Raw genomic sequence first — 26702 nt, forward strand, 5'->3', positions numbered from 1 at the left:
GCATCCCGATCGTGACCGCCCCCCGACTCGCGATCATCGTCGTGGCCGCGGGCAGCGGCACGCGCCTCGGGCGCGAGGAGCCCAAGGCCTTCGTCGAGGTGCGCGGGCAGACGATCCTCGAACGCTGCCTGCACGGCGTGCTCGACTCGATCGAGCCCGCGCAGATCGTCGTGGTGGCGCCCGCCTCGCATCTCGCGACGGCGACCCGGATCGCACAGCGCGTCGCGGGGCCGGCCAGTGATGCGCTCTCGGTCGTCGCGGGCGGCGCGAGCCGGCAGACCTCCGTCGCGGCGGGCCTCGCGGCACTCGGCGCCGAGGTCGACACGGTGCTCGTCCACGACGCCGCGCGGGCGCTCACGCCCCCGGCGCTCATCGACCGCGTCGTCCGCGCCGTCCGCTCGAGCGGCACGGGCGTCATCCCCGCGCTCCCCGTGAGCGACACCATCAAGCGCGTCGACGGCGAGACGGTGCTCGAGACGGTCGACCGCAGCGAGCTCGTGCACGTGCAGACGCCGCAGGGCTTCCCGCGCGCCGAGCTGGATGCCGCCTACGCAGCCGCGGCGGCCGAGCACACCGACGACGCGGCGCTCTTCTCGGCCGCGGGCGGCCGCGTCATCACCGTCGAGGGCGAGGCGCGCGCCTTCAAGATCACGACCCCGTGGGATCTGCGCCGGGCGGAGAACGTGCTCGGTGTCTCGACCGGCATCCGCACGGGCGTCGGCATCGACGTGCACGCCTACGACGAGGGCTCGCCGATGTGGCTCGGCGGCCTGTACTGGCCCGACGAGCCCGGGCTGGCGGGCCACAGCGACGGGGATGCGCTCATCCACGCGATCTGCGACGCGCTGCTCTCGGCGGCCGGGCTCGGCGACCTCGGGACGCGCTTCGGCTCGAGCGCGACGGAGTACGCCGACGCGCGCAGCGAGGTCTTCCTGCGCGAGACGCTCGCCCTCGTCGACGGCGCGGGCTACGCGGTCGGCAACGTCGCGGTGCAGGTCGTCGCGAACCGCCCGCGGCTCACGGGCCGCAGGGTCGAGATCGAGACGCGGCTGACGCAGCTCCTCGGGGCGCCCGTCAGCGTCTCCGCGACGACGGCCGACGGGCTCGGCCTCAGCGGGCGCGGCGAGGGCCTCATGGCGATCGCGACGGCGCTCATCACGGCCTCCGCCTGAGGGCAGGCGCGCCGCGGCGCGGGTCGCTCAGAGCGCGCGCGTCATGAACACCGAGAACGGGTTCTCCGCGTACTCGCCGAAGGGGCCGCACTCCGCGAAGCCCTCGCTCGCGTAGAGGCGGCGCGCGGGGAGGAAGTCCTCGGGGCTGCCCGTCTCGAGCCAGAGCGTCCGCATCCCGCGCTCCCGCGCGACCTCGACGATGTGCCGCAGGATGGCGCGGCCGGCGCCCGTGCCGCGGAAGGCGTCCGCGACGCGCATCGACTTGAGCTCGCCGGCCTCCTCGTCGAGCCGCTTGAGCGCGCCGATGCCGACGAGCTCCTCGCCCGACCAGGCCGACCAGAACGTCACGTCCGCGCCGCGCAGCTCCTCGACATCGAGCGCGAAGATGCTCTCGGGCGGCGTCGAGTCGGCCATGCCGGCGAGGTGGAGGGCGACGAGCGCCCGGGTCGCCTCGCCCTCGAGGTCGTCGACGCGGAAGGCGAGCTCGGGCATGGTGCGAGCGTAGCCGCGCGAAGCGGCTCGTTAGACTTCCACGGTGACGATCCGGCTCTACGACACGCGCGCCCAGGCCCTCCGCGACCTGGTGCCCCTCGTCGACGGCCGTGTCGGGCTCTACGTCTGCGGGCCGACGGTCCAGTCCGCGCCGCACATCGGCCACCTCCGCAGCGCCCTCGTCTACGACCTGTGGCGCCGGTGGATGTCGGCGCGCGGCCTCGAGGTGACGCTCGTCCGGAACGTGACCGACATCGACGACAAGGTGCTCGACAACGCCCGCGACGGCGAGGAGTGGTGGGCGCTCGCCTACCGCATGGAGCTCGAGTTCACGGCCGCATATGCCGCGCTCGGCATCCTGCCGCCCAGCTACGAGCCGCGGGCGACGGCGAGCATCGGCCAGATGCTGGAGCTCGTCGAGCAGCTCATCGGCCGCGGGCACGCGTACCCGGCCGAGGACGGCTCGGGCGACGTCTACTTCGATGTCCGCACCTGGTCCGAGTACGGCGCCCTCACGCGCCAGCGCCTCGAGGACATGGCGGACTCGCCCGACGCCGCGACGCGCGGCAAGCGCGACCCGCGCGACTTCGCCCTCTGGAAGGGGACGAAGCCGGGAGAGCCGGCCTCCGCCTCCTGGCCCTCGCCGTGGGGCGCGGGGCGACCGGGCTGGCACATCGAGTGCTCCGCGATGTCGCGGCGCTACCTCGGCGAGGCCTTCGACATCCACGGCGGCGGGCTCGACCTGCGCTTCCCGCACCACGAGAACGAGCTCGCGCAGTCGAGCGCCGCGGGCGACCCCTTCGCGACGCACTGGCTCCACAACGGCCTCGTCAACGTCGAGGGCCAGAAGATGTCGAAGTCGCTCGGCAACTCGGTCTTCGCAGCCGAGCTCCTCGGCGCCGCGCGGCCGATCGTGCTCCGCTACTACCTCGCGAGCGCGCACTACCGCTCGACGATCGACTATCAGACGGGCTCGCTCGCCGAGGCGACGGCCGCCTTCGAGCGGATCGAGGCCTTCCTCGACCGCACCGCATCCCAGCTCGGCGAGGGCTCGGAGGCGGGTGCGCCGCCGGTGCCGGAGGCCTTCGCGCTCGCGATGGACGACGACCTCTCGACGCCGCAGGCCCTCGCCGTGCTCCACGAGACGGTGCGCGCCGGCAACAGCGCGCTGGACGCCGGGGATGCGGCCGCCGCGACCCGGGCGGCCGCCGAGGTCCGCGCGATGCTGCGCGTGCTCGGCCTCGACCCGGCTGCGCCCGAGTGGGGGAGCGCCGCCGGTGACGCCGCGCAGGCGACCGCGCTCGACGCGCTCGTGCGCCGCCTCCTCGAGGACCGCGACGCCGCGCGCGCCGCCAAGGACTACGCCGCCGCCGACCGCATCCGCGAGGAGCTCTCGGCCGCCGGCATCGTGATCGACGACACGCCCGCGGGCGCGAAGTGGAGGCTGGCATGACCAAGCCCGGGCGCCCCGGCGCACGCAAGACGAAGAAGGGCCCCTCGGCGGGCACCGGCGGCAACGGCCGACGCGCCCTCGAAGGAAAGGGGCCGACGCCGAAGGCGGAGGACCGCAGCTGGCACGTCGCCGGCAAGCGGAAGGCCGCGAAGGACCGGCTGGAGGCCGTCCAGGCCCGGCACGGCAAGGGGCGCCAGCAGGGGGCCGGCGGGGGCGCCGGAAGCGGCCGCGGCCGCGCGCGGAAGGCGGAGGACGGCGAGCTCGTCACCGGCCGCAACGCCGTCCTCGAGGCGCTGCGCGCCCGCATCCCGGCGAAGACGCTCTACCTCGCGACCCGCATCGAGATGGACGACCGCGTCAAGGAGGCGCTGTCGCTCGCGCAGAAGCGCGGCATCCCCATCCTCGAGGTGATGCGCACCGAGCTCGACCGCATGGCCGGGCCCGACGGCGTGCACCAGGGGCTCGCGATCCAGGTGCCCGCCTACCAGTACGCGCACCCCGAGGATCTGCTCGACCAGGTCGAGGAGCGCGGGCAGACCCCGCTGCTCGTCGCCCTCGACGGCGTCACCGACCCGCGCAACCTCGGCGCGATCATCCGCTCGACGGCGGCCTTCGGCGGCCACGGCGTCATCGTGCCGCAGCGCCGCTCGGTCGGGCTGACCGCCTCCGCGTGGCGCACCTCGGCGGGTGCGGCGAGCCGCATCCCCGTCGCGATGGCCTCGAACCTGACGCAGAGCCTCAAGGCGCTGAAGGACCGCGGCGTGTTCGTGCTCGGCCTCGACGGCGGCGGCGACGTGCAGCTGCCGGGGCTCGAGTTCGCGGATCGTCCCGTCGTGCTCGTCGTCGGCAGCGAGGGCAAGGGCCTCTCGCGTCTCGTCACGGAGACCTGCGACGCGATCGTGAGCATCCCGATCTCCGCCTCGACCGAGTCGCTCAACGCGGGGATCGCGGCGAGCGTCGCCCTCTACGAGATCGCGAAGCTGCGCGGGGAGTAGCGCACGCGTCCCGGCGGCGTCAGACCTTCGACATCCAGTCGGCGTCGTCCTCGCCGTCGTCGATCCCGTCGACCGCGCCCCCGGGGATCTGGATGGCCTCCGTCTGCGGCGCGACGACCGTCATCTCGTCGCGGCGGTGGCGGAGCACGTTGTCGATGTAGTCGGTGAGCGCCTCCGCGAGGGGGATGCTGCGGCCGGACTGCTGCGACAGGAACCAGCGGTGCTCGAGCAGCTGGTGGAAGACCTCCGCCGACTCGAGCTTGCCGCGGAGCTCGCGCGGGATCGCCTGCACGACCGGCTCGAAGACCCGCATGAGCCACTCGTGGGCGACCATCTCCTCGTCCATCTCCTCGCGACCGCCGGTCGCGCGGTAGGCGTCGAGGTCGTTGAGGAGGCGGCGCGCCTGGTTCTCGCCCGCGTCGAGGCCCGAGAGCCGGAGGAGCCGACGCGAATGGTGGCCGGCATCCACGACCTTGGGCTGGATGCGGACCTCGGAGCCGTCCGCGACGGTGCGGATGGAGAGCTCCTCGATGTCGTAGCCGAGCTCGTTGAGGCGCTCGACGCGCTCGTTGATGCGCCAGCGCTCCGACTGCGGGAACACCTGCGAGCCGGTGAGCTCCGCCCAGAGGCCGCGGTAGGCGGCGACGATGCCGTCGGCGACATCCACCGGGTCGAGGTCCTCGTCGAGGCGGCCGCCCGCCTGGAGGTCGAGCAGCTCGCCCGCGATGTTGACGCGCGCGATCTCGAGGTCGTTCTCGCGCTGCCCGTTCGAGAGCCCGCCGTCGTAGAGCTTGCCGGTCTCGGCGTCCACGAGGTAGGCGGCGAAGGCGCCGGCGTCGCGGCGGAAGAGGGTGTTCGAGAGCGAGACGTCGCCCCAGAAGAAGCCGATGAGGTGGAGGCGGGCGAGCAGCACGGCGAGGGCGTCGACGAGGCGGGTCGCGGTGTCGGGACGCAGGGTCTGCGAGTAGAGGGCCCGGTAGGGCAGCGAGAAGCGGAGGTGCCGCGTGACGAGCACGGGCGAGAGCTCCTCGCCCTCGGCGGAGCGCCGGTTCGTGATGACCGCGACGGGGTCGACGCAGGGGATGTCCATGCGCTGGAGGGTGCGGAGCATCTCGTATTCACGGCGCGCGAGCTCCGCCGAGGTCTCCTTCACGGCGATGACGTAGCCGGCGAGGTGCGCGAAGCGCACGAGGTGGCGGGAGATGCCCTTCGGGAGGGCGACGATCGCCTCGTCCGGCCAGAGCTCCAGCGGCAGATCCCAGGGGAGGTCGAGGAGGGCGGCGTCCGGGACGGCGGCCGTGATGGCGAGGGAGGTCATCGTGCTCCTGGGGTCGGGGAGAACGGCGCTGCCGCGGCCCCCGAGGGGACCGCGGCAGCGTCGGGGTGCTGAGTCGCGGCGCGGCTCAGGCGGTCGGGGCGGCGGTCGTCGCGCCGTCGACCGTGGTGCTGGCCGCGATGGCGCCCGAGTTGAGGCGCTCGCCGGTCTCCACGTCGAAGGCGTGGATGTGCTGCGGCACCGGGGCGAGGACGACCTTGTCGCCCGCGTTCGGGTGCGAGCGGCCGTCGACGCGGGTCACGACGTCGACGCGCTTGCCGTCGAGCTCCGTGTGGCCGTAGAGGTAGCCGTCGGCGCCGAGCTCCTCCACGAGGTCGACCGTCACCTGGAGGCCCTCGCCCGAGGTCGAGACCGTGAGGTCCTCGGGGCGCACGCCCACCGTGACCTGCGTGCCGGTCGCGCTCGCGAGCGCATCCCGCTCGACCTTCGCGACCGCGGTGCCGAACTGGATGCCGCCCTCGACGATGTCCGCCTGGAAGAGGTTCATGGCGGGGCTGCCGATGAAGCCGGCGACGAAGACGTTCTTCGGCTGCTCGTAGAGGTCGCGCGGGGTGCCGACCTGCTGGAGGAGGCCGTCCTTGAGGACCGCGATGCGGTCGCCCATGGTGAGCGCCTCGGTCTGGTCGTGCGTGACGTAGACGGTCGTGACGCCGAGGCGGCGCTGGAGCGAGGCGATCTGCGTGCGCGTCTGGACGCGGAGCTTCGCGTCGAGGTTCGACAGCGGCTCGTCCATGAGGAAGACCTGCGGCTGGCGCACGATCGCGCGGCCCATGGCGACGCGCTGGCGCTGGCCGCCGGAGAGCGCCTTCGGCTTGCGACCGAGGTAGGGCTCGAGGTCGAGGAGCTTCGCCGCCTCGAGGACGCGCTGCGCACGCTCCTCCTTGCCGACGCCCGCGATCTTGAGCGCGAAGCCCATGTTCTCGGCGACGGTCATGTGCGGGTAGAGCGCGTAGTTCTGGAACACCATCGCGATGTCGCGGTCCTTCGGCGGGACGTCGGTGACGTCGCGATCGCCGATGAGGATGCGGCCGTCGTTGACCTCCTCGAGGCCGGCCAGCATGCGGAGGGTGGTCGACTTCCCGCAGCCCGAGGGGCCGACGAGGACGAGGAACTCGCCGTCGGCGACCTCGATCGAGATCTTGTCGACCGCGGGCTTGGTGGAGCCCGGGTACAGGCGCGTCGCCTGGTCGAACGTGACAGATGCCATGATCGTGCTTCTCCTTCACCGGCAGGTACGTGCCGGACGATCCGTTGTGAATGGATGGACGCGGTGAGCGCCCGGGGCGAGCGTCGTCGACCGCCTTGCGGTCATTATGCCACTGTCCCCCGGACGCGCGTCCAGGGAGGCGGAGTCGAGCCGGTAGGCTGGCCCATCATGACCGACGCGAGCGACGCGCGCCCGGAGCCGTCCGAGGGGGCGCTGGAGCCTGCGGATGCGACCGGGCCCGGGCCCGTCGAGTCGACGACGACCCGCCACGCCGCCCGGGCGCGGGCGAGCGAGCTGCGGGCGCTGCAGCAGAAGAAGGACCGTCGCAACCGCTGGCTGCTCCGCGGCGGCGTCATCGGCGGCATCCTCGTCGTCCTGGGCGGCATCGCCTTCGTGCTCCTCACCTGGGCGCAGCCCGCCGCTCGCGGGCCGCAGAACATGCAGAGCGACGGCATCCTCATCGGGCCGGAGCTCGCGGCGGTGAAGACCCCCGGCATCGGGCCCGGCGAGGCGCCCCAGCCGATCGAGACGGCCGCGCCCGAGGTCGCGCACATCCGCCTCTACGTCGACTACCTCAGCGCGGGCTCCGGCACCTTCGAGTCCGTCAACGGCGACCAGATCGAGTCGCTCGTGTCCTCGGGCGCCGCGACCGTCGAGATCCACCCGCTCGCGCTGCTCTCGGGCCGCTCGGCGGGCACGCAGTACTCCTCGCGCGCCGCGAACGCCGCGGCGTGCGTCGCGGAGTTCTCGCCCGACAGCTTCTTCGCCTTCAACCGGATCATGCTCGCCGAGCAGCCGGTCGAGGGGCAGCCGGGCTTCGGCGACGAGGAGCTCATCAGCCGCGCCCAGCAGGCGGGCGCCTCGACGAGCCTCGTGAGCACCTGCATCGAGTCGATGCGGTTCCGCGGCTGGGTGCAGGCCGCGACGAAGCGCGCGCAGGACGGCCCCATCCCCGGCTCCGCGGTCGAGGGGATCACGGAGACGCCGGTCGTGCTCGTGAACGGGACGCCGTACCCCTACGTCGCCGACGAGGATCCGGCCGAGTTCACGCAGTTCATCGTGCGGACCGCGGGCGACACCTTCATCGAGAGCCAGCTCCCCTCGCCGTCCCCGTCGCCGTCCTCCGGCGGCTGAGCCGCGCGGCGCGCCGCCGGCCCGCGGACACCCGGAGTGCCCGAGGGACAGCCGAATGCCGCCGTCCGGGGCGCGCGAGACATGTCTCTCGCGCGAGGGGGAAGAGCCTCCTGCCGGGTTCGAACCGGCGACCTACGCTTTACAAGAGCGTTGCTCTACCAGCTGAGCTAAGGAGGCGCGGGCCGAGTCTACTGGCGGTCGGCGGCACTCCCCGCGGGCGACTAGCGTGGTCTGCGCTCATGAACGCCGTCCACCCGCGCCCCGTCGTCGCCCTCGCCACGGCCGCGGCGTTCGCGGCGGGCACCCTCGTGGCGCTGCAGTCCCGGCTCAACGGCGAGCTCGGACTCCGGCTCGGCGACGGCTTCCTCGCGGCGCTCATCTCCTTCGGCGGCGGCTTCCTGCTGCTGACGATCGGGATGCTGCTGCGGCCGGCGGGGAGGCGGGGCTTCCGCGAGGTGCGGTCCGCGCTCGCCGAGCGCCGCATCCCCTGGTGGCTGGTGCTCGGCGGCGCAGCCGGCGCCTTCCTCGTGCTCTCGCAGGGGCTGACGGCGGCGCTGCTCGGCGTCGCGCTGTTCACGGTCGCGACGGTCGTCGGCCAGACGATCAGCGCGGCGGTCATCGATGCGCGGGGTCTCGGCACGATGCACCCGAAGCCGATCACCGTCACGCGCCTCGCCGGCAGCGTGCTCGCGCTCGCCGCCGTCGGCTGGGCGGTCTCGGCCCGCATCGACGGCGACGCGCCGCTCTGGGCGCTCGTCATGCCCTTCGTCGCCGGCCTCGGGATCGGGTACCAGCAGGCGGTCAACGGGCAGGTCCGGGTGGTCGCGTCGAGCGCGCTGACGGCGACCTTCATCAACTTCCTCGTCGGCTCGGGCGTGCTCGCCGTCCTCGCGCTCGGGCACGCGCTCGTCGTGCGGCCCGAGCTGACGCCGCCGGCCGAGTTCTGGCTCTACCTCGGCGGTCCGATCGGCATCGTCTTCATCGGCGGCGCGACGATCATCGTGCGGATCACCGGGGTGCTCCTCATGGGGCTCGCGACCGTCGCGGGGCAGCTCGTCGCCTCGGTCGGCCTCGACCTTCTGGCGCCCTCGCCGGGGCACGAGGTCGCGGGCTCGACGATCCTCGGCACGGCGCTCACCCTCGTCGCGGTCGCGATCGCCGCGATCCCGAGCCGACGGCTGGGGCGCGGCGTCAGCCCGTCAGGCGGCTGAGGAAGCGCGCCGCGCGGATCGGCTTGCGCGCTCTCGCCTGGCGCTCGCCCCGGCCGCCGACGTAGAGCCAGCCGAGGAGCTCCTCCTGCGGCTCGAGCCGGTGCGCGCGGTGCACGGGACGGCTGCGGGTCTGGAGGCCGGTGCGCCAGAACACGCCCCAGCCGGCCTCGTCGAGGACGAGGCTCAGCGCGTGCGCGACGCCGGAGGCGACGGCCTCCTGCTCCCAGTCGGGCACCTTGCGGCTCGGCTTGGGGGAGAAGACGATCGCGAGGACGAGGGGCGCGCGGCGGGCCTTGCGCACCTGCTTCTCCACGGCATTCCCGGCGCCGCCCTCGGCCTCCGCGAGCGCCTCGCCGAGCCGGCGGCGCGCCTTGCCGCGCAGCTCGATGATGCGCCATGGGTGCAGCGCCGAGTGGTCGGCGACGGAGCCCGCCGCCTCGATGAGGCGGAGGAGCTCCTTGCGGCCGGGGGCCTCCTCGGTCACCGAGGACTGCGAGCGGCGCCGCAGCATGGCCGCCGCCGCGGGGCGGGGCTCGCGGCTCATTCGGCCTGGAAGCCGAGGGAGAGCGAGTTCATGCAGTAGCGGAGGCCGGTGGGCGTGCCGAAGCCGTCGTCGAAGACGTGGCCGAGGTGGGAGCCGCACCGCGCGCAGCGGACCTCGGTGCGCACCATGCCGAGGGAGCGGTCCTCGATGAGCTGGACCGCCTCCGGGTCGACGGAGTCGTAGAAGCTCGGCCAGCCGCAGCCGGAGTCGAACTTCGTGCCGCTCTTGAAGAGCTCCGCGTCGCACGCCGCACAGGTGTAGAGCCCGGCGCGCGCCTCGTCGAGGAGCTCGCCCGTCCAGGCGCGCTCGGTGCCGGCCTCGCGGAGCACCTTGTACTGCTCGGGCGTGAGCTCCTCACGCCACTGCTCGTCGCTCTTCTCGACGTCGTAGCCCATGTCGTCCTCCTCGGATCTCGGACGGAAGTCCCGATCTATTCAACACCGCGCCGCCCGCATTGTTCCGAGCGGGCGGCGGCGCGTGACGTCGTGCGACGCCGGGCGGGAGAGGATGACGGCATGCCGGATCCCCGCACCGCCGCCTGGTACGAGCGCGCCGCCACCCGCGATCTCCTCGGGCACAGCGCCGTGCACGTCGCCTGGGCGGCGGGCGTCGCGGGGGATGCCGAGGTGCTCGAGCGGATCGAGCGGCTCCCGCTGCCGCAGCGGCAGCCCTCCCTCCTCTTCTCGCTCGCGGGCTGGCTGGGGGCGCCCGGCGGCGCCGACTACCCGGCGTTCCGCGACTGGCTGCTCGAGGCGTGGCCGCGGCTCGAGGCGGCGGCGCCGGGGCGCACGACCCAGACGAACGAGGTCATGCGCTGCGCACCGCTCCTCGCCGCGCTCGACCGCATCCCGGGGGATCTCGCGCTCCTCGAGATCGGCGCCTCGGCGGGGCTGTGCCTGCTGCCCGACCGCTACGGCATCCGCTTCGACGGCGCGGCCCCGCTCGGGCCGGGCGAGCCGCGCCTCGACTGCACGACGACGGGGGTCGGGCGGGCGCCGCTCGCTTCGCCCCGCATCGTGCATCGCGCCGGCGTCGACCTTCACCCGCTCGACGTCGCCGACCAGGATGACCGGCGCTGGCTCGAGGCGCTGCTGCCGCCCGACCGCGCCGATCGGCTCGGCCGGCTCCGCGCCGCCATCGGGACGGCGCGGGATGCGCGCACGAGCGGCGAGGTCGCGGTCGCCCTCCGGGAGGGAGACGCCCTCGCCGCGCTGCCGGCGCTCCTCGACGAGGCGCCCGCGGGCGCCGTGCCGGTCGTGGTCTCGCTCGGGACGCTCGTCTACCTCCCGCCGGCGGATCGGGAGGCGGTGGTGCGGATCGCGCGCGAGCGCGGAGCGCGGCTCGTGACGCTCGAGGGCCGCGGGGTGCTGCCGGAGGTCGCGACGCGCGCCGCGGCGCTCGACTGCCCGGAGCCGAGCGGCTACCTGCTCGCGCTCGACGGCATCCCGCTGGCCTGCGCGAGCCCGCACGGCGACCGGATCTCCTGGCTGAGCTGAGCCGGGGTCGGGCGTCCCGCGCGACGCGCCGCCGCGCGCCCGCCCGGCCCGCGTCGACGGGCCTAGGATCGCGGCAGACCGGAGGACTCACGTGAGCGCTGCGCCCGAGACCGCGCCCGCGGCCGCCCAGGCCGAGGGGCTCGACGAGCGCGCCATCGCCCTCCTCGACTTCGAGCGCCGCTGGGTCGAGCGCCGCGGCGCGAAGGAGGCCGCCGTCCGCGCGGAGCTGGGCCTCACCGCGCCCAGGTACTATCAGCTCCTGTACGCGCTGATCGACACCCCGGCAGCGCTCGCCCATGACCCGATGCTCGTGCGGCGCCTCCAGCGGATCCGCGAGGCGCGGACGCAGGCGCGGGCGGTGCGCCGCTTCGGCGGCGGCCGATCCACCGACCAGGACGACACCCACTGAGCATGCCGAGCTTCCCGCGAGACCAGTTCGACGAGCCGAGCCCCGAGCACGCGCGCGTCGGCGCCCATCGGGCGCCCAAGCCCCCCGGCCGCGGATGGATCGGCTTCGCCTGGGCCGCGCTCGCGACGGGCGTCCTCGTGGTGGGCGGCCTCTACGGCCTCTCGCGCTTCGACGAGAACTTCGCGCTCGAGCTCCCCGGCTTCGGCCAGGGCGAGCCGGCGGCGCCCGAGCCCAGCGTCTCCCAGGCGCCGGAGGTCCCGGCGATCACGGACCCGGCCGAGGTGCCCGACGAGCTCGACCTCTCGATCCTCGTGCTCAACGGGACGGCCACCGGCGGCCTCCAGGACGAGGCCGCCGACGCCCTCCGCGCCGAGAAGTGGCCGATCGGCTCGACCGCGAACTCCTCGAGCACCGACCAGGCGGAGACGATCGTCTACTACCGCTCCGCGGACTACGAGGGCGTGGCGAAGGGGCTCGTCGAGCAGCTCGGCGTCGGCCGCACGCAGCTCTCCGACGCCTTCCCGGGTGCCCCCGTGACGATCGTCGTGGGCGCCGACTACGCGCCGGCCGGCTGAGCGGGCACCCCGCGAGCGGGCGTCGAGCCCGGCCCGTGTTTCGGGCATGTTTCATTCGTGTTGATTTCTCGGCATCCCGCCGGATCTTGCCCGATCTGTGACGTTTCGCGGCACGTGGTCGGGCTACGATCAGCGCAATGACGGGCCCGCACCCAGGGCCCGCGGCGGGCCTCACCCTCGGTCCGGCGAGCACAGCACAGGGAGTTGCACATGGCGAACGGGACCGTGAAGTGGTTCAACGCGGAGAAGGGCTACGGATTCATCACCGTCGACGGCGACGGGCAGGATGTCTTCGTCCACTACTCCGCGATCGACATGACGGGCTACAAGGTCCTCGAGGAGGGCCAGGCGGTCGTCTTCGAGGTCGGCACGGGCTCGAAGGGCCCGCAGGCGGAGGCCGTCCGCCCGGCCTGAGCCGGTCCGCGGCGGCCTTCGCGGGCTGGTCGCGGCACGTCGATCACGACGCCGTCCGAGTGATCGGGCGGCGTCGTCGTGCGTCCGGCGGGCCGCCCCCGGGCGGCTTGCACTCGCTCTGGGCGAGTGCCAGAATGGCTCCTGGCACTCCCGGATGCGGAGTGCCAATCGATGCTCTGGACGTCCGGGAGGGACGAGAACAACCAATGGCCAAGATCATTGCTTTCAACGAGGAGGCCCGTCGCGGCCTCGAGCGCGGCCTCAACACGCTCGCCGACGCCGTCAAGGTGACCCTCGGCCCGCGCGGCCGCAACGTCGTGCTCGAGAAGAAGTGGGGCGCCCCCACCATCACGAACGACGGCGTCTCCATCGCCAAGGAGATCGAGCTCGACGACCCGTACGAGAAGATCGGCGCCGAGCTCGTCAAGGAGGTCGCCAAGAAGACCGACGACGTCGCGGGCGACGGCACCACCACCTCCGTCGTGCTCGCTCAGGCGCTCGTGCGCGAGGGCCTCCGCAACGTCGCCGCCGGCGCCGACCCCGTCAGCCTCAAGCGCGGCATCGAGAAGGCCGTCAAGGCCGTCGAGACCGAGCTCGTCGGGCAGGCCAAGGAGATCGAGACCAAGGACGAGATCGCGGCGACCGCCTCCATCTCGGCGGCGGACCCGGAGATCGGCGAGCTCATCGCCGAGGCGATCGACAAGGTCGGCAAGGAGGGCGTCGTCACCGTCGAGGAGTCGAACACCTTCGGCACGACGCTCGAGCTCACCGAGGGCATGCGCTTCGACAAGGGCTACCTGTCGCAGTACTTCGTCACGGACCCGGAGCGCCAGGAGGCGGTCTTCGAGGACCCGTACATCCTCATCGTCAACTCGAAGATCTCGGCGATCAAGGACCTGCTCCCCGTCGTCGACAAGGTCATCCAGGACGGCAAGCAGCTCCTCATCATCGCGGAGGACGTCGACGGCGAGGCGCTCGCGACGCTCGTCGTGAACAAGATCCGCGGCATCTTCAAGTCGGTCGCCGTCAAGGCCCCCGGCTTCGGCGACCGCCGCAAGGCGCAGCTCGCGGACATCGCGATCCTCACCGGCGGCCAGGTCATCTCCGAGGAGGTCGGCCTCAAGCTCGAGAACGCGACCCTCGACCTGCTCGGCAAGGCGCGCAAGGTCATCGTCACGAAGGACGAGACCACGATCGTCGAGGGCGCCGGCTCGGCGGACGCGATCGCCGGCCGCGTCAAGCAGATCCGCGCCGAGATCGACAACACCGACTCGGACTACGACCGCGAGAAGCTCCAGGAGCGCCTCGCGAAGCTCGCGGGCGGCGTCGCCGTCATCAAGGCGGGCGCCGCGACCGAGGTCGAGCTCAAGGAGCGCAAGCACCGCATCGAGGACGCCGTCCGCAACGCGAAGGCGGCCGTCGAGGAGGGCATCGTCGCCGGTGGCGGCGTGGCCCTCATCCAGGCCGGTGCCAAGGCCTTCGACTCCATCGAGCTCTCGGGCGACGAGGCGACGGGCGCGAACATCGTCAAGGTCGCGATCGACGCGCCGCTCAAGCAGATCGCGCTCAACGCCGGTCTCGAGCCGGGTGTCGTCGTCGACAAGGTCCGCAACCTCCCCGTCGGCCAGGGCCTCAACGCCGCGACCGGGGAGTACGTCGACATGCTCGCCGCGGGCATCAACGACCCGGTGAAGGTGACCCGCTCGGCGCTGCTCAACGCGGCCTCGATCGCCGGCCTCTTCCTCACCACCGAGGCCGTCGTCGCCGACAAGCCCGAGAAGAACCCGGCCCCGGCCGGCGACCCCACCGGCGGCATGGACTTCTGATCCACCCGTCGGCGGCCGTCTCGGTCTGCTGAAGCCTGGGGCCCCATCCGAATGCGGATGGGGCCCCTTGCGCTTGCCGGGGCGGCTTTGCAAGGCTCGAGAACCGGCACAGGAGGGGGACGCCATCATGAGGAACGCCACCATGCGCGCCGCGCGCGGCACGGGGATGCCGCGCCCGGCGCTCGCGCTCGCGGCGCTGCTCGGCGCCGCGGGCCTCGCGCTCGCCGGCTGCACGCCGGAGGCGCCCGAGCCCATGCCGGCGCCGACCGCGACGCCCTCCGATTCGGCGTCGCCGGCGCCCGAGCCGACCGTGAGCGCCACGAGCGAGCCCGGCGAGAAGGTCTCCGGCACGCGCTACACCTCGATCGACGCCTTCAAGAAGGATGTCGCGGCGGCGACCGGGGTCGACTGCGGCGTGTTCGAGCAGGTCGACGAGATCCCGGCCGCGAGCGCGAGCGGCTGGTGCAGCGGCGACATCTGGGGCCTCTCGCTCTACGAGAGCGCGGCCGAGCGCAACAGCGTGCTCGAGGAGGCGAAGTCGGGTGCCGGGGGGCGGCCGTTCCTCGTCGGGCCGAACTGGATCCTGGCCGGCAACGAGATGTTCACGGAGATCGAGTTCGGGCTCGTGCAGGAGCAGCTCGACGGGCTGTACTGGATGCCGAAGGACCCGATCCCGGCCGAGTAGGGGCGACGGACGGCGCGGGCGCCCCTCTCCAGGCGCCCGCGCCGCGCCGCGGTCAGGCGAGGAAGAGCCGAGCGTTGTGCTGCTCGACCTCCGCGTACTGACGCCCGGCGCTGCCGAGCGCGGTCGCGATCCCCGAGAGCGACTCCTCCACGCGCCGCTGCGTCGCCGTCCAGTCGGCGAGGATCGCCTGGAACGCCGCGGAGGCATCCCCCGTCCATGACGACTGGAGATCGCTGAGCTGGCCGTGCAGGCCGCCCACCTCCTGCTGGATGCGGCCGATCGTGGCCTGGGCCGTCGCGGTCGCCTGGACGACCGCCTCACTGTCCACCTGGTATCTGGTCATGCCGGACACGCTAGGGACGCGGGGCCTCCTCGGGGGCCGAGTCGTCCGCATCCGTGGAGGGATCCGGCGGATCGGCGCTGGGGACGAGAGGCAGGCTGACCCGGAAGGTGGCACCGCCGCCCGGCGTCTCGAGCACCTCGACGTGACCGTGGTGGTTCTGCACGATGCCCGCCACGATCGCGAGCCCGAGACCCGAGCCGCCCGTGTCGCGGGTGCGCGAGGTGTCGGCCCGCCAGAAGCGCTGGAAGATCTTCTCGCGCAGCTGGGGCGGGATCCCCTCGCCGTGGTCGACGATCGAGATCGCGCCGAAGCCCGCCTCGGTGTCGACGTCGACCTCCAGCTCGATGGGCGTCCCGGGTGCCGTGTACCGGGTGGCGTTCGTGATGAGGTTCGTCACGACCTGGCGGATCTTGTTCTCGTCGGCGAGGACGACCGGCCCGGCGTCGGGCAGGCGCGTCCGCGGCGAGCTCGGCAGCATCTCGCCGCCCGAGGCCGAGGAGGCGCGCGGACGGCGACGGCCGCGCAGACGGGCCCAGGTCGCCCCGGCGAAGGCGCGCGCGGCGCCGGTCGCCCCTGCGGCTCCCGTGGCCGCGGTCGCGCCGGTCGCCGCGGTCGCGTTCTCCGGCAGCGGCAGATCGATCGGGTTGGGCTCGCCGTCCGAGATCGTGATGACCTCCGACTCGAGCCGCAGCTCGTCGCGGGGGACCACCACCGTGATGACGCGGTCCTTGTTCGAGGCGCTCGCATCCAGTGCCGCGTCCTGTGCGATCGGGAGGAGGTCGACGGGCGCGAGATCCGGCTCCTTCGCCTCGTCGAGCCGGGCGAGCTCGAGCAGGTCCTCGACGAGCCCGCCCATGCGGATCGCCTCGCGCTCGATGCGGTCCATCGCCTGCGCGACGTCCTCGGGCTTCTGGATGGCGCCCATCCGGTACAGCTCGGCGTAGCCGCGGAGCGACACGAGGGGGGTGCGGAGCTCGTGGCTCGCGTCGCCGATGAAGCGGCGCATCTGGTCGATCGAGCGCGCGCGATCCGCGAAGGCGCGGTCGATGCGCGCGAGCATGGTGTTGAGCGAGCGGTTGAGCCGTCCGACCTCGGTGTTGGGCGTCGCGCCGCCGAGGCGCTGGCTGTAGTCGCCCGCCGCGAAGCGCGCCGCCGTGCGCTCGACATCGCGCAGGGGCGAGAAGGTGCTCGTCACGAGCAGCTGCGTCATGGCCGCGCCGAGCACCACGACCGCGAGCGCGAAGCCGAAGAAGATGATCGCGAAGTTGCCGATCGTGTTCTCGGTGCCCCGCAGCGACGCCCCGACCAGCAGGACGCCGACCTCGGCCGATCCCGTCGTCGAGTCGGTGATCTTGAGCGGGTAGGCCATGAGCCGCCACTCGATCGAGCGGTCCTCCGAGAGCAGCGTGAAGCCGCCCGGGCGGCCGAGGACGCCCTCCACGTCGAGTCGGCGGATGTCGGGCGCGAGGCTCTCCTGCCCGCGCGGGAGGTTGTCGTTCTCGCGGACCCCGTCGCTGCCGATCGCGGCGAGGTAGTACGGGTTGAGGCTCGAGGATCGCTCCTCGTCGCCGAAGGTGTTCGTGCCGCCGAGATCGAGCTGCTGGCCGTCGCCGTAGCGCTCCGCGAGCTCCTGATAGGTGCTCTTGATCTCCTCGTCCTTCTGGCTCAGCAGATAGGCCCGCAGCACGTTCATCGTGCCGACGCCCGCCACCGTGAGCCCGAAGGTCAGGAGGAGGACCGTGACCCCGGTGATCTTGGTGCGGAGGGAGATGCCGTTCCACCAGCGGTCGAACGACGAGTGCATGGTGGCCAAGAGCTACGCCTTGGCCGCCTTGAGCATGTAGCCGAAACCGCGCTTGGTCTGGATCATGGGCTCGGCCGAGTGGGTGTCGAGCTTGCGTCGCAGATACGAGATGTAGGACTCGACGATGCCGGCGTCGCCGTTGAAGTCGTACTCCCAGACGTGGTCGAGGATCTGGGCCTTCGAGAGCACGCGGTTCGGGTTGAGCATGAGGTAGCGCAGCAGCTTGAACTCGGTGGGGGAGAGCTCGACGGCGATGTCGCCGACGGTGACCTCGTGCGTGTCCTGATCCATGGTGAGCTCGCCGACCCGGATGACCGCGTCCTCCTCGTCGTGCATGGTGCGGCGGAGGATCGCCTTGATGCGCGCGACGATCTCGTCGAGCGAGAAGGGCTTCGTGACGTAGTCGTCGCCGCCGACGGTGAGGCCCGTGATCTTGTCCTCGGTGTCGTCCTTCGCGGTGAGGAAGAGGATGGGCGCGGTGTAGCCGGAGGCGCGGAGGCGCTTCGTGACGCCGAAGCCGTTCATGTCGGGGAGCATGACGTCGAGGATGATGAGGTCCGGCTCCTCCTCGAGGACCGCCGAGATGGCCTGGGCGCCGTTCGAGACCGCGCGGACGGCGAAGCCGGCGAAGCGGAGGCTCGTGGTGAGCAGGTCGCGGATGTTGGGCTCGTCGTCGACGATGAGGATCTTGGGTCCGTCGGTCATGGACCCAGTATCTGCAGGTTCGCTGGAGCTTTCCTGGGAGCCGTGCGGATGCCGTGGGACGGCGGTGGGGCGGCGGTCGGACAGCCCTCAGCGCACGACCCGGTAGCGGACGTGCGTCGTCAGCGAGACCGGGCGGATGTCGATCAGCTCGAGCTGCTGCGGCTCGACGCCCTCGAAGAGCCGCTCGCCCGAGCCGAGCAGGTACGGCGCGATCTGCAGGTGCAGCTCGTCGACGAGCCCCGCGCGCAGATACTGGTTCGTCGTCGCGGGGCCGCCGGCGATGTGCACCGGGCGCTCGCCCGCCGCATCCCGCGCCCGCTCGAGCGCCGCGTGGATGCCGTCCGTGACGAAGTGGAAGGTCGTGTCGCCGAGCGCGAGCGGCTCGCGCTCGTGATGCGTGAGGACGAACACGGGCGCGTGGTACGGCGGCTCGGGGCCCCACCAGCCCTGCCAGTCGCCCGACCACGCGCCGCGCACCGGCCCGAACATGTTCCAGCCCATGATGTAGGCGCCGCCCGCGAGGATGCGCGCCTGCTCCTCGGTGTTCTCCTCGGGTGTCTCGAACATCCAGCGGTGGAGGGCCATGCCCGGGATGTCGCCCATGGGCGACTCCTCGGTCTGCCCGGGCCCCGCGCCGTAGCCGTCGAGCGAGAGGGACATCGTCGCGTACACCGGGGACATGCGGGTCACGCTAGCCCCGTCGGGCCCGCGCGTCGAGGATGCCGCTCAGGCGGCGAGGTCGTGCGCGTCGAGGATCGTGTAGGCGTAGCCCTGCTCGGCGAGGAAGCGCTGACGGTTCTGCGCGAAGTCCTGGTCGACGGTGTCGCGCGCCACGAGCGTGTAGAAGCTCGCCGGGAGCCCCGACTCCTTCGGGCGGAGCAGGCGCCCGAGACGCTGCGCCTCCTCCTGCCGGGAGCCGAAGGAGCCCGAGACCTGGATGGCGACCGTCGCCTCCGGCAGGTCGACCGAGAAGTTCGCCACCTTGGAGACGACGAGCACCTTCGTCTCGCCCTCGCGGAACGACTGGTACAGCCGCTCGCGCTCGTCGACCGGCGTCGCGCCGGTCAGCTGGGGCGCATCCAGGGCCTCGGCCAGCTCCTCGATCTGGTCGAGGTACTGGCCGATCACGAGGATGCGCTCGCCCTCGTGCCTGGAGACGAGATCCCGCACGACGCCGAGCTTCGCGGGCGCGGTCGCGGCGAGGCGGTAGCGCTCGTCGTCGGCGCTCGCCGCGTACTCGAGCCGCTCGCTCGCGGGCAGGTCGATCCGCACCTCGTAGCAGGCGGCGGGCGAGATGTAGCCCTGCGCCTCGATCTCCTTCCACGGCGCATCGAAGCGCTTCGGGCCGATCAGGGAGAAGACGTCCGACTCGCGGCCGTCCTCGCGCACGAGCGTCGCCGTGAGGCCGAGCCGGCGGCGGGCCTGGAGGTCGGCCGTCAGCTTGAAGACGGGCGCCGGCAGCAGATGGACCTCGTCGTAGACGATGAGGCCCCAGTCGAGGGCGTCGAGCAGCGCGAGGTGCGTGTACTCGCCCTTCCGGCGCGAGGTGAGGATCTGGTAGGTCGCGATCGTGACCGGCCTGATCTCCTTCACCTGACCCGAGTACTCGCCGATCTCATCCTCGGTGAGCGTCGTGCGCTTGAGGAGCTCGGCCCGCCACTGGCGCGCGCTCACCGCGTTCGTCACGAGGATGAGGGTGTTCGTCGAGGCCTCGGCCATGGCGCCCGCGCCGACGATCGTCTTGCCCGCGCCGCAGGGGAGCACGACGACGCCCGAGCCGTGCGCGAAGAAGTTCTCGACCGCGGCCTGCTGGTACGGCCGCAGCGACCAGCCCTCCTCCTCGAGGTCGATCGGGTGGGCGGTGCCGGGCGTGTAGCCGGCCGTGTCCTCCGCGGGCCAGCCGAGCTTCAGGAGCTCCTGCTTGACCTGGCCGCGCGCCCACGGCTGCAGCGTCCACTCGGTCGAGGAGCGGCGGATGCCGAGGAGCGGCCCCAGCTTCGAGCTGCGGGTGATCTCGGCGAGCACCGCCGGGTCGGTCGAGCTGATGAGCAGCTCGCCGGGCTCGTCGCCCTCGCCCGCCTCGCGGCTGATGACGAGGCGACCGTAGCGGGCCACCGTCTCCTCGATGTCGACCGAGACCGTCTGCGGGACCGGGAACTTCGCGTAGTCGTCGAGCGTGCGGAGCATCTGCTCGGCCGTGTGGCCGGCCGCGCGGGCGTTCCAGAGCCCCAGGCGCGTGATCCGGTAGGTGTGCACGTGCTCGGGCGCCCGCTCGAGCTCGGCGAAGACGGCGAGCTCGTGTCGCGCCTCCTCCGCCTGCGGGTGCGCGACCTCGAGCAGCACGGTGCGGTCGCTCTGGACGATCAGCGGTCCGTTCACGGGTGTCCTTCCGGGTGGGGAACCGCACAAGCCTAGGCGGGGCGGGTGTGCGGGCGCTGGGGGCGCGTCTCGCCGGTCTCGTCCCGACGCCGAAGGTGCCCGAACAGCCGCGAGCGCGGTCAGAAGTTCGCGCGCACTCGCGGCTGTTCGGGCACGGTGGGGGCGCTGGAGGCGAGACCGCTGGACGGGAGGCCGTCAGTCGAGCGTGGCGACCGCGGTGATCGAGGAGAGCGGCAGGGTCCGCTCGAGGTCCGCGCGCGCATCCCGGCCGCGCAGGCGCCCGCCCGCGACGCTCGACGGCTCGAGCCGCAGCTCCACCTCGCCGCCGTCCGGCATCCGCACCGTCACCGCGACGATCGTGCGGCTCTTCGCCGCGAGCTCCAGCTGCCGCGCGATCCAGGCCTCGCCGCTCGTCTGATCGCCCGACTCGGCGCCCGTCGACTCGCGCAGCCGCGCGACGAGGACCTCCGCGGCCGAGGGCGCCGGCGCCGGCTCCTCCGCGCGGCGGCGGTCGCGGCGCAGCTGCACGATGCGGCCCTCCTCGTCCTCCGCGATCGCCGGGTAGCGCGCATCCACGAGGCTCCAGAACACGACGGCGGGATCGACGCGGCTCAGCAGCCGGTGCGGTCCCGTCCGGCGCAGCCCGATCGGCCCGAGCGCCTGGTCGACCGCGAGCTGGTCGATGAGCGCCGGCTCCTCGGCGCGGACGGCCGTCCGCATCCCGCCCTCCCGCTCGGCCGAGTCGAGGGGGAGCGCGCTGACCCGGAGGCTGCCGAAGCGCCCGGCGGTGTCGCGCAGCAGGTAGTCGAGCGGCTGCGGGACGCCCGTGAGCGAGAGCTCCTCCATGAAGGCGCGGATGCCCTCTGCCGTCCAGCCCTCGGCGAGCGCGCGCGAGAGGCTCGCGGCGGTGACGCGGTAGCTCGAGGCGAGGCCCCGCCCCTCGGCGTCCGCGATCTGGCGGAGCCGCGCATCCAGCCGCGCCTGGAGGGGGCCGGGGGAGATCACGGTGAGGTCGTGCTGGAGGTAGACCCGGTCGACCTCGGCGGGGAAGCGCGGGCGGATCGCCTCGCCGGCCGCCGCCGCGCCCTCCTCGAGCAGCACGCGCGCCACCCCGGAGGGCAGCCCCTCGGCGACGAGGCCCAGCAGCTCGGCCTCGCGCGTCGCCGTCTCGACGCGCTCCTGCATCCACGCGCCGCCCGCCGGGTAGGACCAGTCGATCCACTCGCGGAGCGTGTCGCCCCAGCGGCTGTGGCGGCGCGCGGAGAGGAGCTCGCGCACGTCGTCGGGGAGGCGCTCGAGCCAGGCCTCGGCCAGCCTCGCCCAGCGGGCCACGGCGTCCCCGTCGAGCCAGGCGTCCGCCTCGGCGCCCGCGACCCAGGCCTCGGGGGCGCCGCTCGCGATACCCGCACGCGCCGCGAGCTCGAGCAGGACCGGCACGTCGTCCGCCTCGATCGCGGCGGCCGCGGCGATGCGGCGGGCATCCGGGAGGGCGAGCCCGCCCTTCGCGAGGCGGCGGCCGGGCTCACGGCGCAGCTCGAGCACGAGATCCGTCGCGGCGCTCGCCGTGTGGAAGGCCCGCTCGCCGGCACCGCGCTCGGCGCGCTCGTCGGGCTCCGCGACCGCGTCGAGCATCGCCGGCGGCGGGCGCCAGAGCAGCTCGTCGAGGGCGGGGAGGCCGAAGGAGGGCCAGGCGGCGAGCTGCTCGATCACCGCATCCCACGGGGCGAAGCGGCCCGACTCCTCGCCGAGGAGGGCGGCATCCACCGCGACCCGCGCCGCCGCGCGCACCGCGGCGAGGTCGTCGCTGCCGACGCGCTCGGCGAGCTCGCGGGCGGTCGCCGCGCCGCCGCGGCCCGAGGAGTGCTCGGCCGCGGCCCCGAGCACCGCGAGCGTGCGGCGATCGAGGCGCTCGAGCGCCGACTGCACGCCCGCGCGCTCGAGCAGCGCCTCCGCGAGGTCGAACCAGTCGCGGATGCCGGCCGAGCGCAGCCGCCGCGACTCGATGAGCGCGCGGAGGGCGTCGTCGTCGAGCGCGCGCAGCCGGGCCGCGAGCGCGAGCGCCGAGCTGCTACCGCTCGGCATCCCCGGCTTCCCGGCGGCGCCGCACGATGCTGACGACGAGCAGGACGATGATGAGGACGAAGGCGATCGGCAGGCCGATGCCGGGGAGGATGAAGACGGCGGGCCAGATGCCCTCGCCGAACTCCGCATCCGTGAAGGTGCCGACCATGGTCGCGACGAAGCAGGCCAGCGAGATCGCCACGACCGACACGATCATGTACGCCAGCACTCGTTCGATACGATTGGCGCTCACCGGGGTGTCATCTGCCACCCGTCAAGGATACGGCCCCTTCGGGGGGCGAGGATGTCGCGGCCGACAGGCCCGACGAGGAGAGGTTCCGCCCATGCCGACCGGCAAGGTCAAGTTCTACGACGAGGAGAAGGGCTTCGGCTTCATCGCCTCCGACGACGGCTCGGAGGTCTTCCTCCACGCCTCGGCGCTCCCCGCCGGCGCCACCGTGCGCAGCGGCAGCCGCCTCGAGTTCGGCATCGCCGACGGCAAGCGCGGCGCGCAGGCGCTCTCCGTGCGCGTGCTCGACGCCCCGACCCCGCTCTCGAAGATCAACCGCCGCAGCGCCGACGACATGGCCGTCGTCATCGAGGACCTCGTGAAGCTCCTCGACGGGATCGGCTCCGGCCTCCGCCGCGGACGCTACCCCGACCGCGCGCACGGCGCGAAGATCGCGGCCGTGCTGCGGCGCGTCGCCGACGACCTCGATGCCTGAGCCCGTGTCCGACGCCGGATCGCGGGAGGACGTCGCCCGCGCGGCGCTGCTCGAGATCACGCCCGCGTCGACCATCGGCGACTTCCTCGGCGAGGAGCGCGAGGACGAGCGCGTGCTCACCCTGCGCTTCGCGTCGACCATGCTCGGCTACCCGGGCTGGCGCTGGACGGTCAGCGTCGCGGAGCTCTCGGGCGAGGCGCCCACCGTGCTCGAGGCCGAGCTCGTCCCCGGCGACGGCGCGCTGCTCGCGCCCGACTGGGTGCCGTGGTCGGAGCGCCTCGAGGAGTACCGTGCGGCGCAGGCCGCGGCGGCGGAGGGCGATGAGGATGCGGACGACGACGGCGAATCGGACGACGAGGCCCCGGACGAGGACGACGACGCGGACGATACGGACTCGGATGACGACGACTCGGACGACGAAGACGGCGAGCTCCACGATCACGGCGACGACGTCTACGACGGCATCGACATCGAGCACGCCGACGAGGACGCGGACGACGCCGCGGCGGAGGCGGACGACGAGTCCGCCCGCTGAGGGCTCGGGCCTTCAGTCCTTCGAGGTCCGGAGCAGCAGCGAGAGCAGGCCGACCACGCCGAGTGCGAGGCCCGCGACGCAGGTCCACAGCATCCAGATCTGCCCGGCCTCCAGGATCGGGGTGAGCAGCACGAGCATGACCGCGAGCGCCGCGATCCACAGCGCGATGCCGACGAGCAGCACCTTGCGGTCGTCCGTCTTCACGGGCGCCGGGCTCGGCCGGCGCTCGGACTCCTTGACCCACAGGCGCATGCGGGAAGCCTAGGCGCTCGCCTCGAGGACGTGCTCGATCGAGGCGATCAGGCGGCGCACGTCGTCGGGCTCGATCGCCGCGAAGGTCGCGACGCGGAGCTGGTTGCGGCCGAGCTTGCGGTACGGCTCGGTGTCGACCACGCCGTTCGCGCGGAGCTCCTTCGCGAGCGCCGCCGCATCCACCGTGTCGTCGAAGTCGATCGTCGCGACGACCTGCGAGCGGTCGGCCGGATCCGCCACGAAGGGGCTCGTGGAGGCGGTGCGCTCGGCCCAGTCGTAGAGGAGGCCGGAGGACTCGCGCGTGCGGGCGTCGGCGAAGGCGAGGCCGCCGTGCTCGTTCAGCCAGTCGAGCTGGCCCTCCATGAGGAGGAGGGAGGCGAGCGCCGGGGTGTTGAGCGTCTGGTTGAGGCGCGAGTTGTCGACCGCGTTCTTCAGGCTCAGGAACTCCGGGATCCAGCGGCCGGATGCGGCGATCCGCTCGATCCGCTCGATCGCCGTGGGCGAGACGACCGCGAACCAGAGCCCGCCGTCGCTCGCGAGGTTCTTCTGGGGGGCGAAGTAGTAGACGTCCGTCTCCGCGAGGTCGACGGCGATCCCGCCGGCCGCGCTCGTCGCATCCACGACCGTGAGCGCGCCCTCGACGGCGCCCGCGCCGCGGACCACCGGCGCCATGACGCCCGTCGAGGTCTCGTTGTGCGGGTAGGCGAAGACGTCGGCGTCGATGTCCGACTCGAAGACGCTGCGCTGCCCGCCCGGCGCCTCCGCGACCCAGGGGGTCTCGAGGAAGGGCGCGGAGGCCGACTTCACGAACTTGGAGCCGAACTCGCCGAAGGAGAGGTGCGCGCTGCGGCGCTCGATGAGCGAGAAGGCCGCGGCATCCCAGAAGGCGGTCGAGCCGCCGTTGCCGAGGAGCACCTCGTAGCCGTCCGGAGCCCGGAAGAGCTCGGCGACGCCGGCGCGCACGCGGCCGACGAGGTCCTTCACGGGCGCCTGGCGGTGCGAGGTGCCGAGGATCGCCGCGTTCGCGACGAGATGGTCGAGCTGCTCGGGGCGGACCTTGGACGGTCCGCAGCCGAAGCGGCCGTCGGCGGGCAGGAGGTCACCGGGGATCTCGATCGGCATGCGAGCAGTCTAGGGGCGCGCGGCGGCGCGACCCGCTCGGCGGCGGAGCCTGTGCGCAGACTAGGCTGAGCAGGCCGCTCTGGCGCCCCTGGGAGGAACACGATGTCCGATCTCGTCGACACGACGGAGATGTATCTCCGCACGATCCTCGACCTCGAGGAAGAGCACATCGTGCCGCTCCGCGCCCGCATCTCGGAGCGCCTCGGCCACTCCGGCCCCACCGTCTCGCAGACGATCGGCCGCATGGAGCGCGACGGCCTCGTCACCGTCGAGGGCGACCGCCACCTCGAGCTCACCCCCGAGGGCCGCTCGCGCGCCCTCCACGTCATGCGCAAGCACCGCCTCGCGGAGCGCCTCCTCGCCGACGTCATCGGCCTCGACTGGGCGTACGTCCACGACGAGGCGTGCCGCTGGGAGCACGTCATGAGCGAGCAGGTCGAGCGCCGCCTCCTCGAGATCCTCGACCACCCCACGGAGTCGCCCTACGGCAACCCCATCCCCGCGCTGGACGAGCTGGGGGATGCGCCGGCCGGCCGCTTCATGGACGGCGTCGTCAGCATCGTCGACCGCGTCAGGGGGGAGGCCGGGGTCGTCTCCGGCACCGTGCGCCGCCTGGGCGAGCCCGTGCAGTTCGAGCCGGAGCTGCTGCAGCAGCTGCAGGCCGCGGGCGTCGTGCCCGGCGCGACCGTCGAGCTCGGCTCGGAGGGCTCGTACGTCGTGGTCCGCGTCGACGGCGAGGGCCTCGAGCTGCCGGCCGAGGTCGCGCAGCACATCTACGTCTCCGCGTAGCGCGCCCTCGCCCAGGTGAACGCCGCATGACGCGGCGCGCCACTGCGGGCGCTTTTCCGGCATCCGCCGTATCCTGGCCTCCTCGAAGCCGAATCAGGACGAGAGGGAGAGCCGAATGCCGGGGACGCACCGCATCCAAACCGTGGATGCCCGTGCCGTGTTCCGCATACGGCACTGCGGTCGGCCCAGCGTGCACTGTCTCGCTCGGGTGACGTTGTAAGGCGCTGTCGTTCACGACGGCGCCTTTTCTCGTCTTCCGGCCCCCGCTCGCCCAGCTCCGACTCCGGGACAGCAGTTCGAGCGCCTGCAAGCCAGCAGGCCGGCCCGAGAGGACGACATGCGCACCCTGGTACTGAACGCCGGCTACGAGCCGCTCGCGGTCATCAGCTTCAAGCGAGCCCTCGTGCTCGTCATGACCGGCAAGGCGACGATCCTGGAGCGGGACGACGAGCATCCCGTGCTCGCCGCCCACGCCGCGTGGGATCGCCCGAGCGTGATCCTGCTGACCCGCTACGTGCGATTGCCGAGGGGGCGCGCCGTGCCCGTCTCACGTCGCGGGGTGCTGCGGCGGGATGCGCAGCGCTGCGGGTACTGCGGCTCGGCGGCGTCGACGATCGACCACATCCAGCCGCGCTCGCGGGGCGGACAGGACACCTGGGAGAACCTCGTCGCCTGCTGCCTGCGCTGCAACAACGTGAAGGGCGACCGCACGCCGCAGGAGATGGGGTGGACGCTGCGGGTGCCGCCGCGTCCGCCGCGCGGGACGATGTGGCTGGTGCGCGGGGTGGAGCGGCCGACGCCGGAGTGGGACACGTATCTGGCGCCGGCGGCGTAGTGCCCGGCCGGGTCCGTTACCCGAGCGTGACAATCCGGGAGTCCTCGCGTACCCTCGAAAGGTCGCCAACCCGGAGGCTTTCATCTTGACGCAACCAGAGACGCCTGATTTTCAGGGGCTTCTCTCCGGTCGCGGAGCTGCCGACAGCACCGCCCAGAACGCCGGACACGAGCACCGCGCCGCATCGTCGACCCCTGACGCCG

The 26702-nt window shown here is 73.0% G+C and carries 29 protein-coding genes and 1 tRNA gene; 15 read left to right on the forward strand and 15 right to left on the reverse strand.

The genetic code is table 11. From position 1 onward, the window contains the following. Nucleotides 1–2: 2 nt before the first annotated feature. Complete coding sequence (gene ispD, locus OF852_RS13120; RefSeq protein WP_271121178.1) at nucleotides 3–1172, forward strand: 2-C-methyl-D-erythritol 4-phosphate cytidylyltransferase; 1170 nt, start codon at nucleotides 3–5, stop codon at nucleotides 1170–1172. 27 nt (nucleotides 1173–1199) lie between these two features. On the opposite strand, the gene OF852_RS13125 is transcribed toward ispD, so the two are convergent. Then, nucleotides 1200–1664: a GNAT family N-acetyltransferase gene (locus OF852_RS13125; RefSeq protein WP_271119606.1), complete on the reverse strand. Its 465-nt coding sequence runs from the start codon at nucleotides 1662–1664 to the stop codon at nucleotides 1200–1202. A 43-nt stretch (nucleotides 1665–1707) separates the two neighbouring features. Between OF852_RS13125 and cysS the strand changes: the two genes are divergently transcribed. Together cysS and rlmB are read left to right on the forward strand one after the other, a co-directional pair. Further along, the gene (gene cysS / locus OF852_RS13130; RefSeq protein WP_271119607.1) at nucleotides 1708–3117 is read left to right on the forward strand and encodes a cysteine--tRNA ligase; all 1410 of its coding nucleotides are present in this window, start codon (nucleotides 1708–1710) and stop codon (nucleotides 3115–3117) included. Next, nucleotides 3114–4112 (forward strand): 23S rRNA (guanosine(2251)-2'-O)-methyltransferase RlmB, encoded by a 999-nt coding sequence (rlmB, locus tag OF852_RS13135; protein ID WP_271119608.1) that lies wholly within the window; start codon nucleotides 3114–3116, stop codon nucleotides 4110–4112. The genes cysS and rlmB overlap by 4 nt, the downstream gene beginning before the upstream one ends. 19 nt (nucleotides 4113–4131) lie before the next feature. On the opposite strand, the gene OF852_RS13140 is transcribed toward rlmB, so the two are convergent. Further along, a complete protein-coding gene (locus tag OF852_RS13140) occupies nucleotides 4132–5430 on the reverse strand; it encodes a DUF4032 domain-containing protein (RefSeq protein WP_271119609.1) in 1299 nt (432 codons plus the stop codon). An 85-nt stretch (nucleotides 5431–5515) separates the two neighbouring features. Next, on the reverse strand, nucleotides 5516–6655 hold the full coding sequence (locus OF852_RS13145; RefSeq protein WP_271119610.1) for an ABC transporter ATP-binding protein: 1140 nt from the start codon (nucleotides 6653–6655) through the stop codon (nucleotides 5516–5518). 168 nt (nucleotides 6656–6823) lie between these two features. Here OF852_RS13145 and OF852_RS13150 point away from each other — a divergent pair, with 168 nt between their 5' ends. Further along, on the forward strand, nucleotides 6824–7789 hold the full coding sequence (locus OF852_RS13150) for a DsbA family protein (protein ID WP_271119611.1): 966 nt from the start codon (nucleotides 6824–6826) through the stop codon (nucleotides 7787–7789). A gap of 104 nt (nucleotides 7790–7893) precedes the next feature. Here the strand turns inward: OF852_RS13150 and OF852_RS13155 are convergent. Then, nucleotides 7894–7966 (reverse strand) — tRNA-Thr (locus OF852_RS13155). A 62-nt stretch (nucleotides 7967–8028) separates the two neighbouring features. On the opposite strand from OF852_RS13155, the gene OF852_RS13160 reads away from it, so the two are divergent. Further along, nucleotides 8029–9000 carry a DMT family transporter gene (locus OF852_RS13160; RefSeq protein WP_271119612.1) on the forward strand — a complete coding sequence of 324 codons (972 nt, stop codon included), beginning with the start codon at nucleotides 8029–8031 and terminating at the stop codon, nucleotides 8998–9000. Here OF852_RS13160 and OF852_RS13165 read toward each other — a convergent pair. Next, the gene (locus OF852_RS13165; RefSeq protein ID WP_271119613.1) at nucleotides 8981–9544 is read right to left on the reverse strand and encodes a nitroreductase family protein; all 564 of its coding nucleotides are present in this window, start codon (nucleotides 9542–9544) and stop codon (nucleotides 8981–8983) included. The two genes, OF852_RS13160 and OF852_RS13165, sit on opposite strands and share 20 nt — an antisense overlap. After that, complete coding sequence (msrB, locus tag OF852_RS13170) at nucleotides 9541–9939, reverse strand: peptide-methionine (R)-S-oxide reductase MsrB (protein ID WP_271119614.1); 399 nt, start codon at nucleotides 9937–9939, stop codon at nucleotides 9541–9543. Before msrB ends, OF852_RS13165 begins: the two co-directional genes overlap by 4 nt. Before the next feature lie 120 nt (nucleotides 9940–10059). On the opposite strand from msrB, the gene OF852_RS13175 reads away from it, so the two are divergent. From OF852_RS13175 to OF852_RS13200, 6 genes are all read left to right on the forward strand, one after another. Next, nucleotides 10060–11040: a DUF2332 domain-containing protein gene (locus OF852_RS13175; protein ID WP_271119615.1), complete on the forward strand. Its 981-nt coding sequence runs from the start codon at nucleotides 10060–10062 to the stop codon at nucleotides 11038–11040. Between the two features lie 91 nt (nucleotides 11041–11131). Next, nucleotides 11132–11449 (forward strand): DUF3263 domain-containing protein, encoded by a 318-nt coding sequence (locus OF852_RS13180; protein ID WP_271119616.1) that lies wholly within the window; start codon nucleotides 11132–11134, stop codon nucleotides 11447–11449. A 2-nt stretch (nucleotides 11450–11451) separates the two neighbouring features. Next, nucleotides 11452–12024, forward strand: coding sequence for a LytR C-terminal domain-containing protein (locus OF852_RS13185; RefSeq protein ID WP_271119617.1), 573 nt, complete (start codon nucleotides 11452–11454; stop codon nucleotides 12022–12024). Between the two features lie 210 nt (nucleotides 12025–12234). Beyond that, on the forward strand, nucleotides 12235–12438 hold the full coding sequence (locus OF852_RS13190) for a cold-shock protein (RefSeq protein WP_271119618.1): 204 nt from the start codon (nucleotides 12235–12237) through the stop codon (nucleotides 12436–12438). A 206-nt stretch (nucleotides 12439–12644) separates the two neighbouring features. Beyond that, nucleotides 12645–14264 carry a chaperonin GroEL gene (groL, locus tag OF852_RS13195; protein WP_271119619.1) on the forward strand — a complete coding sequence of 540 codons (1620 nt, stop codon included), beginning with the start codon at nucleotides 12645–12647 and terminating at the stop codon, nucleotides 14262–14264. Between the two features lie 127 nt (nucleotides 14265–14391). Further along, on the forward strand, nucleotides 14392–14949 hold the full coding sequence (locus OF852_RS13200) for a hypothetical protein (RefSeq protein ID WP_271119620.1): 558 nt from the start codon (nucleotides 14392–14394) through the stop codon (nucleotides 14947–14949). 52 nt (nucleotides 14950–15001) lie between these two features. Here OF852_RS13200 and OF852_RS13205 read toward each other — a convergent pair whose 3' ends face one another. The 7 genes from OF852_RS13205 to OF852_RS13235 all read right to left on the reverse strand — a co-directional run bounded on the left by OF852_RS13205 (nucleotide 15002) and on the right by OF852_RS13235 (nucleotide 22512). After that, the gene (locus OF852_RS13205; RefSeq protein ID WP_271119621.1) at nucleotides 15002–15292 is read right to left on the reverse strand and encodes a WXG100 family type VII secretion target; all 291 of its coding nucleotides are present in this window, start codon (nucleotides 15290–15292) and stop codon (nucleotides 15002–15004) included. A 10-nt stretch (nucleotides 15293–15302) separates the two neighbouring features. Continuing rightward, nucleotides 15303–17096, reverse strand: a complete 1794-nt coding sequence (locus tag OF852_RS13210; protein WP_271121179.1) for a sensor histidine kinase — start codon at nucleotides 17094–17096, stop codon at nucleotides 15303–15305. Nucleotides 17097–17108: 12 nt separating this feature from the next. Beyond that, on the reverse strand, nucleotides 17109–17801 hold the full coding sequence (locus tag OF852_RS13215; protein WP_271119622.1) for a response regulator transcription factor: 693 nt from the start codon (nucleotides 17799–17801) through the stop codon (nucleotides 17109–17111). 87 nt (nucleotides 17802–17888) lie between these two features. Further along, entirely contained in the window at nucleotides 17889–18482 is a 594-nt protein-coding gene (locus OF852_RS13220; RefSeq protein WP_271119623.1) for a dihydrofolate reductase family protein, read from the reverse strand. Nucleotides 18483–18527: 45 nt separating this feature from the next. Then, nucleotides 18528–20180, reverse strand: a complete 1653-nt coding sequence (locus OF852_RS13225) for a DNA repair helicase XPB (RefSeq protein WP_271119624.1) — start codon at nucleotides 20178–20180, stop codon at nucleotides 18528–18530. A gap of 195 nt (nucleotides 20181–20375) precedes the next feature. Beyond that, nucleotides 20376–22262 (reverse strand): helicase-associated domain-containing protein, encoded by a 1887-nt coding sequence (locus OF852_RS13230; RefSeq protein WP_271119625.1) that lies wholly within the window; start codon nucleotides 22260–22262, stop codon nucleotides 20376–20378. Beyond that, complete coding sequence (locus OF852_RS13235) at nucleotides 22249–22512, reverse strand: hypothetical protein (RefSeq protein WP_271119626.1); 264 nt, start codon at nucleotides 22510–22512, stop codon at nucleotides 22249–22251. Before OF852_RS13235 ends, OF852_RS13230 begins: the two co-directional genes overlap by 14 nt. Before the next feature lie 73 nt (nucleotides 22513–22585). Here OF852_RS13235 and OF852_RS13240 point away from each other — a divergent pair, with 73 nt between their 5' ends. Together OF852_RS13240 and OF852_RS13245 are read left to right on the forward strand one after the other, a co-directional pair. Continuing rightward, entirely contained in the window at nucleotides 22586–22966 is a 381-nt protein-coding gene (locus tag OF852_RS13240) for a cold-shock protein (RefSeq protein WP_271119627.1), read from the forward strand. Continuing rightward, nucleotides 22959–23501, forward strand: a complete 543-nt coding sequence (locus tag OF852_RS13245) for a DUF3027 domain-containing protein (protein ID WP_271119628.1) — start codon at nucleotides 22959–22961, stop codon at nucleotides 23499–23501. The genes OF852_RS13240 and OF852_RS13245 overlap by 8 nt, the downstream gene beginning before the upstream one ends. Nucleotides 23502–23513: 12 nt before the next feature. Here OF852_RS13245 and OF852_RS13250 read toward each other — a convergent pair whose 3' ends face one another. Continuing rightward, nucleotides 23514–23753 carry a DUF2530 domain-containing protein gene (locus OF852_RS13250; RefSeq protein WP_271119629.1) on the reverse strand — a complete coding sequence of 80 codons (240 nt, stop codon included), beginning with the start codon at nucleotides 23751–23753 and terminating at the stop codon, nucleotides 23514–23516. Between the two features lie 9 nt (nucleotides 23754–23762). Then, nucleotides 23763–24875 (reverse strand): phosphoserine transaminase, encoded by a 1113-nt coding sequence (gene serC, locus OF852_RS13255; protein ID WP_271119630.1) that lies wholly within the window; start codon nucleotides 24873–24875, stop codon nucleotides 23763–23765. A 102-nt stretch (nucleotides 24876–24977) separates the two neighbouring features. Here serC and OF852_RS13260 point away from each other — a divergent pair, with 102 nt between their 5' ends. Together OF852_RS13260 and OF852_RS13265 are read left to right on the forward strand one after the other, a co-directional pair. Next, nucleotides 24978–25664, forward strand: coding sequence for a metal-dependent transcriptional regulator (locus OF852_RS13260; RefSeq protein ID WP_271119631.1), 687 nt, complete (start codon nucleotides 24978–24980; stop codon nucleotides 25662–25664). 337 nt (nucleotides 25665–26001) lie between these two features. Beyond that, nucleotides 26002–26499, forward strand: a complete 498-nt coding sequence (locus OF852_RS13265; RefSeq protein WP_271119632.1) for an HNH endonuclease — start codon at nucleotides 26002–26004, stop codon at nucleotides 26497–26499. The last annotated feature ends 203 nt before the right edge of the window (nucleotides 26500–26702 follow it).

It is taken from the genome of Homoserinibacter sp. YIM 151385, assembly GCF_027912415.1.
GTDB lineage: Bacteria > Actinomycetota > Actinomycetes > Actinomycetales > Microbacteriaceae > Schumannella.